We start from the raw sequence: 13817 nt of genomic DNA, 5'->3' as shown, positions 1-13817 counted from the left end.
CTCCCGCCGGTCCGCTGGACAAGGGTCCCGCCGGCCAGGCGCAGCACGTCGATCCGGTCAACCCGGCCGCCGCGGCGGACGCCATCCCGGCCGTCGACCCCCGCCTGCTCGTGCGCGAGCAGGGCCTCTCCGGCTACCTCAACGAGTTCGGCCGCAAGATGAAGGCCGGCGACCTGGGCTCCATCCCGGTGGTCCTCGGCCTGATCATCATCTGGGGCATCTTCCAGGGGTTGAACGCGAACTTCCTCTCCCCGGAGAACCTCACCAACATCGCCATCACGATGGTCGCCACCGGCATGATGGCCGTCGGCATCATCTTCGTGCTGCTGCTCGGCGAGATCGACCTCTCGGTCGGCTCGGTCAGCGGTGTCTCGGGCGCGATCGTCGCCGTCCTCGCCGTCACCCACGGGGTGAACGAGTGGCTCGCGATCCTCGTCGCCGTCGCGGGCGGCGCGCTGATCGGTGCCATCCACGGCTTCTTCTTCGCCCGGATCGGCGCCCCGGCCTTCGCCGTCACCCTGTCGGGCCTGCTGTTCTGGTCCGGCGCGATGCTGCAGATCCTCGGCAGCAACGGCACGATCAACCTCGACCCCGACGGCGTCGTCGGGAAGCTCACCACGTACTACTTCACGGACGTGGCGGCTGCCTACGGCCTCGCGGCGATCGCGGTGGCGGCCTACTTCCTGGCCTCCTTCTTCGACAACCGCCGCCGGCAGGCCGCGGGCGTCCCGTCCCGGCCGCTCGGCGAGATCGTGCTGCGCACGGCCGTGCTCGCGGTGTTCACCTTCGGCCCTGCCGTGGTGTTCAACCAGTACAAGGGCCTCCCGCTCGCGGTGGTGCTCTTCCTGGTCGTGCTGGTCGGCACGGACTTCGTTCTGCGCCGTACCTCCTTCGGCCGCAACATCTTCGCGCTCGGCGGCAGCGTCGAGGCCTCCCGGCGAGCGGGCATCAACGTCACCGGCATCCGCATCGCGGTCTTCTCCATCGCGGGCACCTTCGCCGCCATCGGCGGGCTCTTCTGGGCCTCCAAGATCGCGGCGGCCAACCAGAGCGCCGGTGCCGGCGACCTGCTGATGAACGTGATCGCGGCGGCCGTCATCGGCGGCACCAGCCTCTTCGGCGGCCGGGGCCGGACCTGGAACGCGCTCCTCGGCGTCATGGTCATCACCTCCATCCAGTACGGTCTGGCCCTGGAAGGCATCGCGACGCCGATCCAGTACATGATCACCGGCGCGGTCCTGCTGGCCACCGTGGTCATCGACTCGGTCACCCGCAAGACCCAGAAGACCGCCGGCCGCGCCTGACGGCGCGGCCGGAGGCCGAGACCCGGCGGTAAGAACCGTCACAGTGCCCGGTGCCACTTCGTGTGGCGCCGGGCACGTGTGCGTACATGTGTGCGTACGCCTGTGCGGGTATGCGCCCGTTTGGGATGTGTGAGGGTGCGAGGACGTGTACAGGTATGACAACGGCGTGACCGCCCCGGTACCGCCCGATGATGCTCGTCGCGAGCGGAACATTAGACTCGACAGACCAGCAAGCAACTGCAAGGAGGCACGGGTGCTGCTGACCCGCATCAAGGGACCGCGCGATCTGGACCGGCTCAGCCAGGAGGAGCTCACTCAGCTCGCCGACGAGATCAGGTCCTTCCTCGTCGACGCCGTCTCCAAGACCGGCGGGCACCTCGGCCCCAACCTCGGCGTGGTCGAACTGACGATCGCCTTGCACCGGGTCTTCGACTCGCCCAGGGACAAGGTCCTCTTCGACACCGGCCACCAGGCCTACGTCCACAAGCTGCTCACGGGCCGCCAGGACTTCGCTAACCTGCGCTCCAAGGGCGGCCTGTCCGGCTATCCCTCGCGCGCCGAGTCCGACCACGACGTGATCGAGAACTCCCACGCCTCCACGGTGCTGGGCTGGGCCGACGGCCTGGCCAAGGCCAACGAGGTGCTCCGCCGCGAGGACCACCACGTCGCCGCCGTCATCGGTGACGGCGCGCTGACCGGCGGCATGGCCTGGGAGGCGCTCAACAACATCGCCGCCGCCAAGGACCGTCCGCTCGTCATCGTCGTCAACGACAACGAGCGCTCGTACGGCCCCACGATCGGCGGCCTGGCCAACCACCTGGCCACCCTGCGCACCACGGACGGCTACGAGCGCTTCCTGGCCCGCGGCAAGGAACTCCTGGAGCGCACCCCGGTCGTGGGCAAGCCGCTCTTCGAGACCCTGCACGGCGCCAAGAAGGGCCTCAAGGACTTCATCGCCCCGCAGGGCATGTTCGAGGACCTGGGCCTGAAGTACATCGGCCCCATCGACGGGCACGACATCGAGGCCCTGGAGTCCGCCCTCCAGCGCGCCAAGCGGTTCAGCGGCCCGGTGATCGTGCACTGCCTCACCCAGAAGGGCCGCGGCTACACGCACGCGGAGCAGGACGAGGCCGACCGCTTCCACGGCATCGGCCCGATCCACCCGGACACCGGCCTGCCGGTGAAGACCGCCGCCGCCAGCTGGACCTCCGTCTTCGCCGACGAGATGGTCAAGCTCGGCCACGAGCGCGGGGACATCGTCGCCATCACCGCGGCCATGCTCCACCCGGTCGGCCTCAAGAAGTTCGCGGATACCTTCCCCGACCGGATCTACGACGTCGGCATCGCCGAGCAGCACGCCGCGACCTCCGCGGCCGGCCTCGCCACCGGCGGCGTCCACCCCGTCTTCGCGGTCTACGCGACCTTCCTCAACCGGGCCTTCGACCAGGTCCTGATGGACGTCGCCCTGCACAAGTGCGGGGTCACCTTCGTCCTGGACCGGGCCGGCGTCACCGGCGACGACGGCGCCTCCCACAACGGCATGTGGGACATGTCCATCCTCCAAGTCGTCCCGGGCCTGCGGCTGGCCGCCCCGCGCGACGCCGAGCAGCTGCGCGCCCAGCTCCGGGAGGCCGTCGAGGTCAAGGACGCGCCGACCGTCGTGCGCTACTCCAAGGGCGTCGTGGGCCCGGCCGTTCCCGCGGTCGGCCGGATCGGCGGCATGGACGTACTGCGCACCCCGGCCCCGGAAGTCACCCGGCCGGACGTGCTGCTCGTCTCGGTGGGCGCGCTCGCCCCGATGTGCCTGGAAGTCGCCGACCTGCTCGACAAGCAGGGCATCTCCACCACCGTCGTCGACCCGCGCTGGGTCAAGCCCGTCGACGAGGCGCTGGCCCCGCTCGCGGAGCAGCACCGGGTGGTCGTCACCGTCGAGGACAACGGCCGTACCGGCGGTGTGGGCGCGGCCGTCGCGCAGGCCCTGCGCGACGCGGGTGTGGACGTACCGCTGCGTGACTTCGGCATCCCGCAGCGCTTCCTGGACCACGCGCTGCGCAAGGAGATCCTGGCCGAGATCGGGCTCACCGCGCCCGACATCGCCCGCCAGGTGACGGGTCTGGTCGCCAAGCTGGACGGCCGCTACGACAGCGAACCCGCCGCGACCGTCGACTGACGGGCGGGACGCGCGCGGTTGCACGCGACGGGCCGGGAGATCACCCTTGGAGGGGTGGGCCTCCCGGCCCGTTCGTGTGCCTCGTCACCAGCCGGAGGTGCGTCGGTGAGCAAGGATCTGAAAAGTCCCTTCCGGACCAAGACGGTGGAGCAGTCCATCCGGGACACGGAAGAGCCGGAACACGCGCTCCGGAAGTCCCTCTCCGCCCTGGACCTGACGGTCTTCGGGGTGGGCGTCATCATCGGCACCGGCATCTTCGTGCTCACGGGCATCGCGGCGCGGAACAACGCCGGACCCGCCACCGCCCTGGCCTTCGTCGCCGCGGGCATCGTCTGCGCCCTCGCCGCGCTCTGCTACGCGGAGTTCGCCTCCACCGTTCCGGTCGCCGGTTCGGCGTACACCTTCTCGTACGCCTCGATCGGCGAGCTGCCCGCCTGGATCATCGGCTGGGACCTCGTGCTGGAGTTCGCGCTCGGCACCGCCGTCGTGGCGGTCGGCTGGTCCGGGTACCTGCGCCAGCTGATGAGCACCAACCTCGGCTGGGACATGCCGGCCGCGCTGTCCGGGCCGGATGGCGGAGGGACCTTCGACCTGCTGGCCTTCCTGCTGGTCCTGGTGCTGACCGCGATCCTCGTGGTGGGGACGAAGCTGTCGGCCCGGATCACCGCGATCGTCGTCGCCATCAAGGTCACGGTGGTGCTGCTGGTCATCATCGGCGGCCTGTTCTTCATCAAGGCCGACAACTACAAGCCGTTCATCCCGCCGGCCGTGGCACAGCCCGCCGGGAGCGGCTGGAAGGCGCCGCTGGTCCAGCTGCTCTTCGGCTACGCCCCCACCAACTTCGGCGTCATGGGCATCTTCACCGCGGCCTCCCTCGTCTTCTTCGCCTTCATCGGCTTCGACGTCGTGGCCACCGCGGCAGAGGAGACCAAGAACCCCCAGCGGGACATGCCGCGCGGCATCATCGGCTCCCTGATCATCTGCACGGTGCTCTACGTCGCCGTGACGCTGGTGGTCACCGGCATGCAGAAGTACACGGAGATGTCGGCCACCGCCCCGCTCGCCGAAGCCTTCAAGTCCGTGAACCAGCCCTTCTTCTCCGGCGCCATCAGCCTCGGGGCGTCCGTGGGCCTGATCACCGTGTGCATGATCCTGCTGCTCGGCCAGACCCGGGTGTTCTTCGCGATGAGCCGTGACGGACTGCTGCCCCGCTTCTTCTCCGTCACGCACCCGAAGTACCGCACGCCCTACCGCGCGACCATCACGCTCGGCGTGATCATCGCCGTCGTCGCGGGCTTCACGAGCCTGGAGAAGCTCGCGGAACTGGTCAACATCGGCACGCTGTTCGCCTTCGTGGTCGTGGCCCTCGGCGTGATCGTCCTGCGCCGCACCCGCCCCGACCTGCACCGGTCCTTCCGCACTCCGTGGGTGCCGGTGGTGCCCATCCTGTCGATCGCCGCGTCGCTCTGGCTGATGCTCAACCTGCCGGCCGAGACCTGGCTGCGGTTCGCCGTCTGGATGGTGATCGGCTTCTTCGTCTACTTCCTCTACGGGCGCCACAACAGCCGGCTGGCCAAGGTGGGAGCGGACGCCGAGTACTGACGGACGCCACTGCGGTGCGGCCGTCGTGCCCGACGGCCGCACCGACGGGTCAGCCCTTGGCCGGGGAGTCCTTCGCCGAAGCGGGGATCTTCTGGTCGGCGCGCAGGGCGTCCCACAACTGGGTCGCCTGCGGCTGGGCGACGATGACCCGGTTCGGGTCGACCTTGTCGTAGGCCACCGGCAGCATGATGGTCTCCATCGTCTCCGGGTCGACGCCCTTCATGCTCTGCGCGAAGTCGGCCAGCGCGGTCAGCGAGGCGAGCTGGGAGTCGGTGGTGAGCGACTTGGTCCCGGCGTCGGCGAGCTTGTAGAGCCGGGCCGGGTTGCCGAGGGCGTCCTGCTTCTTCATCTCGGCCAGCATGGCCAGCATGAACTTCTGCTGGAGGCCTATGCGTCCGAGGTCGCTGCCGTCGCCGTAGCCGTAGCGGGTGCGGACGAACTTGAGCGAGTCGGTGCCGTTCAGCCGGTGGGTGCCCGCGTCGAGCTTGAGGCCGCCCTTGGCCCCGCTCATCGGCTTGTCGAGGGTGACGGTGACCCCGCCGAGGGCGTCGACCAGCTCCTTGAAACCGGCGAAGTCGACCTCGACGAAGTGGTCCACCCGGATCCCGGAGAGCTGCTCGACGGTCTTGACCACACAGGCCGGGCCGGCCACCGAGTAGACGGAGTTGAACATGACCCGGTTCGCGGCCGGCACGGTGGCGCCGTCCTTGTCCTTGCACTCGGGCCGGCTGATCAGGGTGTCGCGGGGGATGCTGACCGCGGTGGCCCTGGAGCGGCCCTCGGGTATGTGCACCAGCATGGCGGTATCGGAGCGGGCTCCGCTGACGTCGCCGTGATCGAGCTCGCCGTTGGCCCCGGCCCGGGAATCGGAGCCCAGGACCAGGAGGTTCTGGGCGTTCGCCACCATCTTGGGCGGGCGGTTGTCACCGATCGCCCGGTCCAGGTCCACGCTGTCGATGTTGCCGTTGAGGTGGCTGTACGCCCACCAGCCGGCGCCCGCGGTGCCCAGGATCAGCACGGCGACCACGAGCAGGACGATCCGCAACACCCGGCGCTTGCGCGGGCCTGCCCCCCGGTCCGCGGTCCGGCGGCGCCTGCGGGTGGCGGTGTCTTGGGTCATACTGCTCGAATCCTCGGGGCCTGGGGCGGGCGTCAGTGGGGCGGACGTCCGGATGCCGCTGCACTATAAGCAGATTTCCGAGTCGAATGGGAGAGCGCTTATCGTCCTCCTGGTCGGTCGTGAAGCGGAGATCCCGGAGTCCGCGAGGCGCCAGGGAGGAGGAGAGGAAGCCGTGGCCCGAGCAACCAGACGCCGTGCGCGACGCGGTGGGACGTCCCGCGAACCGCTGCCGGGTACCGATCCGCGGCCGGGCCGCGCGGCGCCGGTGGCGATCGTCGTGGCCGGCCCCGCCGATGCCGTTCCCCTCATCCGTTCCGAACCGGCCGGCTCCGTGATCGAGGTCATCTGCCTCGACGGCGGCGGCGACGCCGAGTACCGCGCGTTGGAAGCGGCCGTCACCCAGGCGCGGCGGCGCGGCTGCGTCTTCCCCGGGGAACCGTTCTTCCTCGATGCCGAGGCGGGCAACCTCACCGGCCAGATCCTCGACGCCCTCCACGACATCGGGCCGCTGCGCGTGCGGACCCTCGATCCGGATCCCGTTCACGACGACATCGACCGGGAGCGCAAGCTGCCGGTCGTCAACGAGCCGGAGGCGCGCGGCCGGGTGGCCCGCAGTGCGCTCAGGGCCGCCCGCCGCTACCAGCTGGCCGCCGGCACCCCGGTCTTCGTCGACTGCCGCAGGGCCGGCGCGGAGGCCGGCCTGCCTGCCGAGGCGTGTACCCGCTATCCGCTGCCCACCCGGTGGCTGGTGGCCGGCACGGACGGCCGGCTGTCCGCCTACCTGCCCACGGCCGCCGGCGTCGTCCGCTGGACCGAGGGGGCCACCGAAGCGGCGGGGTGGCGCGGCCCGGAGCTGCTCGAGGGCCCGGAACTGATGCCCGGGCTGACCGTGCTGCGGGGGCCCGAGGGCTACGCGCACCTGATAGGGCTGAGCCGGACCAAGCGCAGGGAGGGCGGTTTCGCGGTCGAGGTGGTCTGTGCCACCCAGTACCAGACGGGCCGTCCGGTCGGACCCTGGACCTCGATCGGCAATCCCAATGCCGCGAGCTGGCAGAAGGCCCGCGAAGTCGGCTTTCCGGCGGCCACCTTCGACGCCGTCGGCGTTCTCCACCTTTTCGTCCGCAATTTCGGGCACAGCGTCAGCGCGCGGAGGCAGTCGCCCAAGGGTGTCCTGAGCGGCTGGGAGACGCTCGGCGGCATGCGGACCGCCGACGAACTGACCGCTTTCCCGGCCGCCGACGGCGGGGTGCACATGGTGGCGAGGGCGCGCGACGCCCAGGCCGCGGTGCACTGGTACCGGCGGGACGCGGCCTCGGGGTGGGCGGAGGACCGCCGGATCCCCGTGAGCCCGTACCCGGGGAGCCTCTGCGCGGCCCCCGAGGCCGGCCAGATCCGCTTCCGTTACGCCGGCAGCAACGAGGTCTGCATCTGGTGGCCGGGTGCGCAGGCGCCGATCGGCCTCGGCGGACCGGATGGGGTCGGTCCGATCGGCGGGGTGACGGGCGCGGACATCCAGGGGTGGGGCTGCACGGTCCTCGTACGCGGCGGCGCCGGGGGAGTGGCGGCCATCGGCGCACACCCGGACGGGCGGCCGGACACGGGCGTGTGGTGGGCGGAGTCCGGAGAGCCCTCTTTGGTTCCACCCGCAGCCGCATTCGACAGCCGGGGTCGTGTGGTGATCGCCACAGTCGGAACGGACGGAAGACTGCGTGTGGCCCGGCAGCAACTGGGACCATCTGGCTTGGAGTTCACTCGCTGGGACGTCCAGTAAGGGCCATTCTGGTGGTTCACACGGGGTTTGGTGTCAGTAGTTGTCATCTTGCGCTCTGGCTGGCGTCACATGTGACTTGTTATGGTCGCTCAGCGCCCTTTACCTAAAACATAGGTGAACGTTCGGCGTCACGGTGGCGGCGCCTGCTGTCGCCCGTGCTCGTGGGTTCGAGCGTTGGCGCCCCTGTAGGCCAGGTTCGACGCCGTTGACGACTGAGGGGTTATGTCCAAGCTGTCACTGAAGGCCGTCCAGAAGCTGACCTGCAAAAAACGGGACGCCTGGTGGACGGTCCTTCTGGTCGACCCGATAGCGACCCGCCTCGTCTGTCGGTTCGCCCGTTGGAACTTCGTGACGCCCAACCGAGTGACCTGGGCCGCGCTCTACGTGGGCCTGGGCTCGGCCTGGTTCTTCCTCCAGGGCGACTGGCCCTCCCTGTGCATCGGCGCCGGCCTCTACCACGTCAGCTTCATCCTCGACTGCATCGACGGCAAGCTCGCCCGCCTCAAGGGCAACGGCACCATATTCGGCGGCTGGCTCGACTACGTCTTCGACCGCATCCGCGTGCTCTTCTGCGCGCTGGCCCTGATGGGCGGTCAGTTCCTGATCCACGACGAGGAGATCTACCTGCTCGCGGCCCTCGCCGTGATCTTCCTCGACATGCTCCGCTACGTGGACGCCCTCCAGATCTACAAGATGCGCATGTCCATGCGCAACAAGATCGAGGCGGTCACCCTCGCCCGCCAGGCGGAGCAGGGGCTCGAGGAGGAGGAGCGGAAGGTCGTCTTCATCGAAGACCTGCTGCGGGAGAACCCCCTGGGTGAGGCCGACGCCCTCAAGCGGGAGAAGGCCGAGGCCGACCACGCCGAGGTCATCGACCTGCACCAGCAGTTCCGCGAGCGCTTCCCCTGGTACGCACGGGTCCGCCACGCCCTGGTGCAGAGCCGCATCCGGCCGCACCTCATCAGCGGCATCGAGTTCCAGATGTTCATCTTCATCGTCGGCCCGGTCATCGGCCACGTGCTGTGGACCACCGCCGTATCGGCCGTGCTGATGGGCGCCTTCGAGCTCGTCATCATGTTCAAGTTCTGGCTCTCCACCCGCGACTTCACGCGCACGATGGAGCGGCTCGACCCCGGCAACACCCCCTCGCGCGCCGGCTCCATCGCCCCGCACCTGCACGCCGGACGCCACCGCCGCCGCGGCGAGGACGACGCGGGCACGATGCGGGCCGACCAGATGTTCCCCGCGCCCGAGCCGTACGAGGACCCCGGCTTCCAGCCGTACCCGCGGCCCTACACGGACGAGTACACAGGCGGTGTGACCGACACGATGCAGCTGCACAAGATCCCGTCCCAGCCGTCGGCGCGACGTGACTACGCCGAACCGGAGCGCCACCCCAGATGAGTTTCCCGGTCGACACTTCGCAGTACCGCGTCACCATCGTCATCCCGGCCTTCAACGCGAGCGCCACGCTCGCCCGTGCGCTCCAGTCGGCCCTGGCCCAGACGCACCGCGGCATCGAGGTGCTCGTCGTCGACGACTGCTCCACCGACAGCACCCTCGGGGTCGCCCGCCAGTTCGCCGGCCAGGACGGCCGGGTCCGCGTCATCGAGCGACCGCACAACAGCGGCGGCTGCGGCGCCCCCCGCAACAACGGCATCGAAGCCGCCTCCGGCCAGTTCGTGATGTTCCTCGACGCGGACGACGAGCTTCCGCTCAAGGCCGTCGAGACGCTGCTCTCGTCCGCCCTCACGACGGGCTCCGAGGTCACCGCCGGCCGTGTCGTGCGCATCAACCTCGCCACCGACGAGGTCACCGTCTGGCAGCCGCAGCTGTACCCCGCCGAGCAGACGGTGGGGGGCCTCGACGCCATGCCGGAGCTCTTCGAGGACCCGATCGCGGCCGGCAAACTGTACCGCCGGGACTTCCTCGACAGCTTCGGCATCCGCTTCCCCGAGGGCGTCTTCTTCGAGGACACGTACTTCTCCACCGTCGCGAACTTCCACGCCCGGTCCCTCACCGTCCTCGCCACCCCCGTCTACCGGTGGATGTGGGAGCGGGAGTCGGACCAGCCCTCGATCACCAACCGCCGGGGCGAGCTGCGCAGCATCCGCGACCGCATCCTGGTGCACCAGTACACCGACAGCTTCCTGTACAGCGTCGGCCGCCCGGACCTGCTGGCCCGCAAGGCCGCCAAGTTCCTCTCGCACGACCTGCGGCTCTACACCCCCGAGCTGCGCACCGGCGACCGCGCCTACCACAACGGTTTCCTGGCCGCCGTGGCCCCGTACCTGCGCACGCTCGAACCCGCCGCCTTCGAGCTGTGCGGACCCATGGAGCGGGTGCGCGCCTTCGGCCTGATGCACGGCCGGGTCGACATCGCCGTCTCGGCGTCCGACTACATGCGCCGCCGCAGCGTCATCAGCTCCGACATCGTCGAACGGGACGGCCGGGTGTTCTGGTCGGCGTCGCTGCTCGGCCGCCCCGACGCCGAGCGGTTCCTCGAGGTCACCGAGCTGGAGCTGACCGGCCAGAAGCTCGCCGACGCCCGCCTGTACAACGAGGCGACGTCGGTCGAGCTGGTGGACGGCGAACTGCACATCTCTGGCGCGATACGCAACCAGTTCGGCCGGGTCCGCCCCGACGACAAGGTCGAGCTCATCGCGGTGCTGCGGCGCCGCAGCACCAAGACGGACCACCACTTCCCCGTCTCCGGCGTCGAGATCGACGCGGACTGGATCCGCTACCACAGCACCGTGGACCTCGCCTCCGCCGTGGACAAGGCCGACCAGGCGGGTCACTGGAACTTCTTCGTCCAGCTCCGCCACGACGGCGAACGCGCCTCCACCGCCCTCAACATCAGCGGCCTCGACGTCACCGGCCTGCGCCACCCCGGCAAGGCCGGAGTCCTGGAGGTCTACGAGACCGTCAGCGGCAACCTGGGCCTTCGCCCGGAGACCGAGCGGCGGCAGGTCACCACATCCGAGCGGGGCACCCCCTGGCTGTGGTGGCAGGACGCCGCCCCGGCCGGCCCCGTGGCACCGCCCGAGCGGTACGAGGCGGCGCTCGTGGTCCAGTGCCACAACGACGAGTACCACCTGCGCGAGTTCCTCTCCTCGCTCGTCGCCCAGCGCAGCTTCCCCGGCACCCAGGTGGTGTTCGTCGACGACGGGTCGAGCGACAGCACCGCGCAGCAACTGGCTGCCTTCGCCGCCTACTACCGCAACGCCGTCGTCGTCACCCAGCACCGCCTCGGCGTGCGCACCGCCTTCGACCACGGGCTGCGGTACGTCGCGGCCCCCTACGTGATGTTCGCGCGCGCCCGGGACATCCTCGGCGAGGACTCCGTCGGCAGGCTGCTCACGGCGGCCCGCCGGGTCCGGGGCGCCGACGTGGTCGTGGGCCAGGCGGACAACTTCCCGGGCCCGTGGCGCGGCGCGGACGAGCCGTGGCAGCGGTACTTCAGTGCGAAGCAGCCCGTCCGCACACTGGCGGACGCACCGTACCTCGTCTTCTCCACGCTGCTCGGCGGGAAGCTCTTCAAGACCGCCCACGTCCGTGAGCACGGCTTCCGCTGCGGCCCGGGCCCCGGCCCCGAGGACGACTGGTTCACCGTCCCGGCCCTGCTGTACGCGAAGTCGGTGACCATCGCACCGGACGCGCGCTTCTTCGAACGCGAGGAGCAGAAGCAGGACTCGCTCTTCGACCACCCCTGGAACGACCCCGTCAAGGCGGTGGACCGGGTCCGCCTGGCCGCTTTCGTCCTGGACTCGGTCCGCGGAGCCCCGGCCCGCGTCGTGCGCCTGGCCCAGCGCTTCGTGGTCCGTACGACCCAGCCCTACGTCCGCAACATGCACCGGATCATGAGCAGACCGGAGCTCGCCGCGGTCCTCCCCCTGCTGAGATCCGTCTACGGCCAGATCCCCGACGACGTGATCCTGCAGTACGCGACGCACCCCCAGTCCAAGGTCCAGCACCATGCGCTCGTCACGGGCAACCTCGACCTCTTCGCCGACCCGCTCGGCAGACCCGACTACCTGCCCACCCTCTTCCTCGACGAAGAGGGCATGTACCGCAGGCTCGCGAGCGACCCGGTCCAGACGAAGCTGCTGCGCATCCAGCGGGCCACCGCCGTCCTGGAGACGTTCGTCTGGGACGACGACGAGATGCATTTCGAAGGGCTCCTCGTCTTCTCCGGTGTGGACATCGACACCGCCTTCACCAACCGCGTCCAGCTGGTGCTGTCCGACGGGGTGCGTGAGGTGACCGTCCCCGTGGAGCAGGTCTACCGGCGCGATCGCTGGCGTACCCGCAAGAACCAGGACTGGCTCTCCGGCTGGCGCGCCACGGCCCGCCCGTCGGCGCTCGACACCCTGCGCAACGCGGAGCTGACCCTGGCCATCCGCGTGCTCAACGGTGACCGCCACCACGACATCCACGTGGCGGCCCGGCAGATGCTGCACCGCTTCAAGGGGGTGCACACCTCGGGGCGGCAGCGCTTCGTCCTGTCGATCGACGCGGACGAGCAGGTCACCGTCCGCTGGGTGCGCGGCTTCCTGGCCCGGCACAAGGACAAGCTGCGCCGGTTCCGCTGGGAAGTGGGCAACTCGCTCCCGGGCCACCCCGGCTGGCGCACCCGCCTCATGTACTGGCTCACCTACCCCTGCCTGCACGGCCGGGGCATCTGGATCATCGGCGAGCGCGAGGACACCGCGCAGGACAACAGCTACCACCTGTTCAAGTGGATCCGGCAGAACCGGCCCAAGTGCAAGATCTACTATTCCATCAACGGAGACTCCCCCGACTGGGACAAGGTCGCCCGCTACGGGCAGGTCATCGACCGGCTGTCGTGGAAGCACCGCGCGTACCTGCTCCACGCGGAACGCCTGATCAACGCCTACGACCTGGAGGCCTACCTCGGCTTCCCGGGCCTGCACAAGCGCGCCTTCCTGCGGGGGTACGGCGACCTGCTGCGCTACAAGCGGGTGTTCCTCCAGCACGGCGTCGTCTACAACGACGTCGTCGCCTCGATCCACGGCCAGGCCACCAACGTCGACATGGTGCTCACCACCGGGCGCAGCGAGCGGTCCTACTACGCCGAGCACTGCGGCTACGGATACCAGCGCGTCGCGGCGACCGGCCTGCCCCGCTTCGACGCCCTGGAGCCGGTGCCCGGGCTGCGACGGGTGCTGGTCATGCCGACCTGGCGCCGGGACATCGTGGCACCGTCCTACAACAAGGCGGCCAAGCCCGAGATACCGTTCCCCGCGTCCGAGTACTACCGGTTCTTCTCCTCGCTGCTGCGCAACGAGCGGCTGCTGAAGGCGCTCCAGTACTACGGCGCCGAGCTGGAGTTCATGCCGCACTACGAGATCCGGCCCTACCTCAACCACTTCAAGATCGACCATCCGTCGATCACCGTGTCCTCGACCGGCCGGGACGTGCAGCTCGCGATGCGGGAGTGCTCGATGCTGGTCACCGACTACTCGTCCGTCTTCTTCGACGTGGCCTACATGGGCAAGCCCATCGTCTACACGAACTTCGACGACGAGTCCTTCTACAGCAAGCACTACAAGCGGGGCTACTTCGACCTGGCGCGCGACGGCTTCGGTCCGGCCTGCCGGACCGTCGACCACGCGGTCGACGAGATCATCGCGATCATCGAGCGGGACTTCGAGGTGGAGCCCCGGTACCGGCAGCGCGCCGAGGAGTTCTTCGTCCTGCGCGACACCTCGAACTGCGAGCGCGCCTACCAGGTGATCGAAACGATGGATGCGAACGCCGTGGGTGACCAGCGGGCGCAGCTGTACCTCGGAGCACGCGGCTTCGGGGAGTTCTGAGAGGTACGTG

General features: G+C 69.7%; 7 protein-coding genes. 6 read left to right on the top strand and 1 reads right to left on the bottom strand.

The genetic code is table 11. The annotated features are described in order from the left end of the window. Positions 1-14 precede the first annotated feature (14 nt). The 3 genes from ACWGH1_RS04240 to ACWGH1_RS04230 all read left to right on the top strand — a co-directional run bounded on the left by ACWGH1_RS04240 (position 15) and on the right by ACWGH1_RS04230 (position 5076). Positions 15-1304: a sugar ABC transporter permease gene (locus ACWGH1_RS04240; protein WP_453408421.1), complete on the top strand. Its 1290-nt coding sequence runs from the start codon at positions 15-17 to the stop codon at positions 1302-1304. 253 nt (positions 1305-1557) lie between these two features. Further along, positions 1558-3474: a 1-deoxy-D-xylulose-5-phosphate synthase gene (gene dxs, locus ACWGH1_RS04235; RefSeq protein ID WP_453352095.1), complete on the top strand. Its 1917-nt coding sequence runs from the start codon at positions 1558-1560 to the stop codon at positions 3472-3474. Between the two features lie 105 nt (positions 3475-3579). Beyond that, the gene (locus ACWGH1_RS04230) at positions 3580-5076 is read left to right on the top strand and encodes an amino acid permease (protein WP_453352094.1); all 1497 of its coding nucleotides are present in this window, start codon (positions 3580-3582) and stop codon (positions 5074-5076) included. 49 nt (positions 5077-5125) lie between these two features. On the opposite strand, the gene ACWGH1_RS04225 is transcribed toward ACWGH1_RS04230, so the two are convergent. Beyond that, positions 5126-6196, bottom strand: coding sequence for an LCP family protein (locus tag ACWGH1_RS04225; protein WP_453353601.1), 1071 nt, complete (start codon positions 6194-6196; stop codon positions 5126-5128). Positions 6197-6368: 172 nt separating this feature from the next. Between ACWGH1_RS04225 and ACWGH1_RS04220 the strand changes: the two genes are divergently transcribed. The 3 genes from ACWGH1_RS04220 to ACWGH1_RS04210 all read left to right on the top strand — a co-directional run bounded on the left by ACWGH1_RS04220 (position 6369) and on the right by ACWGH1_RS04210 (position 13807). After that, positions 6369-7967: a hypothetical protein gene (locus ACWGH1_RS04220; protein WP_453353602.1), complete on the top strand. Its 1599-nt coding sequence runs from the start codon at positions 6369-6371 to the stop codon at positions 7965-7967. Between the two features lie 222 nt (positions 7968-8189). After that, the gene (locus ACWGH1_RS04215) at positions 8190-9371 is read left to right on the top strand and encodes a CDP-alcohol phosphatidyltransferase family protein (protein WP_453353603.1); all 1182 of its coding nucleotides are present in this window, start codon (positions 8190-8192) and stop codon (positions 9369-9371) included. Continuing rightward, a complete protein-coding gene (locus tag ACWGH1_RS04210) occupies positions 9368-13807 on the top strand; it encodes a bifunctional glycosyltransferase/CDP-glycerol:glycerophosphate glycerophosphotransferase (RefSeq protein WP_453353604.1) in 4440 nt (1479 codons plus the stop codon). Before ACWGH1_RS04215 ends, ACWGH1_RS04210 begins: the two co-directional genes overlap by 4 nt. The last annotated feature ends 10 nt before the right edge of the window (positions 13808-13817 follow it).

Source organism: Streptomyces sp. NPDC054883 (assembly GCF_053610645.1).
This window is presented reverse-complemented; position numbering and strand designations above follow the sequence as displayed.

What these genes read in the sequence shown, in the direction of transcription:
- ACWGH1_RS04225 (WP_453353601.1), bottom strand. Translation starts at nt 6,196, where the DNA reads ATGACCCAAGACACCGCCACCCGCAGGCGCCGCCGGACCGCGGACCGG.
- ACWGH1_RS04210 (WP_453353604.1), top strand. Translation starts at nt 9,368, where the DNA reads ATGAGTTTCCCGGTCGACACTTCGCAGTACCGCGTCACCATCGTCATC.
- ACWGH1_RS04215 (WP_453353603.1), top strand. Translation starts at nt 8,190, where the DNA reads ATGTCCAAGCTGTCACTGAAGGCCGTCCAGAAGCTGACCTGCAAAAAA.